General features: G+C 60.7%; 1 protein-coding gene. It reads right to left on the bottom strand.

Features of this window, described 5'->3' with window-relative positions; translation table 11 throughout:
* Positions 1-309: 309 nt before the first annotated feature.
* Entirely contained in the window at positions 310-1,440 is a 1,131-nt protein-coding gene (locus QTH97_RS36870) for an IS110 family RNA-guided transposase (protein ID WP_286573737.1), read from the bottom strand.
* Positions 1,441-1,570: the final 130 nt, after the last annotated feature.

Raw genomic sequence — 1,570 nt, 5'->3', positions numbered from 1 at the left:
CGCTGATATGACTCCCGGTGTCAACCAGCGTATTGGTTGGGTTGGTAGGGTCTTCCAAGAACTTCTACGGGCGAACTTCCTAAGGGCGGCGCAGCAGTAAGTCTCGACGGTGGATCACGCTGATATTCGCGGATTGGTGCCGCATTACAGAGGTCCGTCTCAAGAGCCTGCCGCTTTCTTGCTCCGCAAGCCGGCCGAGGCCGTTGCCAAACGCGGACGCGGGTTGCTCGAATACCGGGCTGCGCCGCCCTCAGGAAGCTCTCTCCTTTCGTCTGAACTTCTGTCGATTGAGTGTGGAGGCGTGGATGCCTACGTGGTCACCGCCTCGCGCGGATGCGCCATGGCCATCCCCGTGCGCCCAATATCCCATATGAAGCCGATCAGTTCTCGCGCGATGGCAACGATCGCGACGTTCGGACTCTTGCCTTTAGCGACCAGCCTTCGGTATCTGCGGCATAGCCTCAATTGCGCATCCCACGCTCGATCAAGAATAGGCTTGGGGATCCCTTCGTGTCGCCGTTGGATGTCGACGCTCACCCGGGCCGGGTGCCGGTAGCTCCACGCGGATTCGATCAACAACTTTCTTGCATAGCTGTTGCCCGTCTTGGTGATGCTGCCCTGGCGACGCTTGCCGCCCGAAGAATGCTCCGACGGAGTGACGCCGATCCAAGCCATCAACTGGCGAGGATGATCAAAGCGCGACAGGTCTCCCAGCTCGGACACCAGTCCGATAGCCGACGTGAACTGGATGCCGCGCATCGCTTGCAAGGCAAGCACTACGGGATAGAAACGCCAGCTGACAACCGCTTCGTGCAACGCCGCCTCCAGTCGCTGGCATTGGGCCATCCGATCTTCGATCGTTCGCCGATGTTCATCGAACGCGAGATGCTGCCAAGCACTGTCAAACGAGAACGTGCTCAGCCAGCGTCGATGCGTCGCACCCCAGTTGGGTCGGCCGAGATAGTGGACGCCATGCGTCAGCAGGAAAGACTTCAGCCGCTGCCGCGCCTGCTTCAGATCCTCCCGGGCAGCTGACCAAGCACGCGCGAGATCCCGGAACGACTCGTCTTCGACGGTCGGCACATGAACTGCGCTGAGGTCGCCTGCACGCAGGGAGCGCACTAGCTTCATCGCGTCGCGGCGATCGGTCTTGACGCGCTCACCTGGCTTGCGCGGAATCAACGAAGGCGCGCACACCATGCAGTCGAACCCCTTCGAAACGAGCTGCCGACAAAGGCCGTAGCCACATGGCCCTGCCTCGTAAACCATGAAGACGTGCCGCGCCTTCGACTGCAGCCGCTTGCTCATGCGATCCACTTCGGCATCCGTGCTTCTGATCTTGCCCAACAGCTCTACTTCACCCATGCCTGCGGCGTACGCCACCGTGATCGAATCCTTGTGAACGTCCAGACCAACGTACAAAGTGCTATCGTCTTCCATGCTGACCTCCGCGTTGAAAAGTTCCTTGGGTAGGGGTCCCCGCGATCCCACCCAATGCGGCTCTGGCACGATGCTAATCCGCGCTATGTCGCGCGGTGGTCAGCCCCGCTGCCGGGGGTCATATTGACTT

Origin of the sequence: Variovorax gracilis (assembly GCF_030317115.1) — a bacterium.
Classification (GTDB): Bacteria; Pseudomonadota; Gammaproteobacteria; order Burkholderiales; family Burkholderiaceae_C; genus Variovorax; species Variovorax gracilis.
Note: the sequence above shows the minus strand (reverse complement) of the source record. Positions and strands in the feature narration are given on the sequence as shown.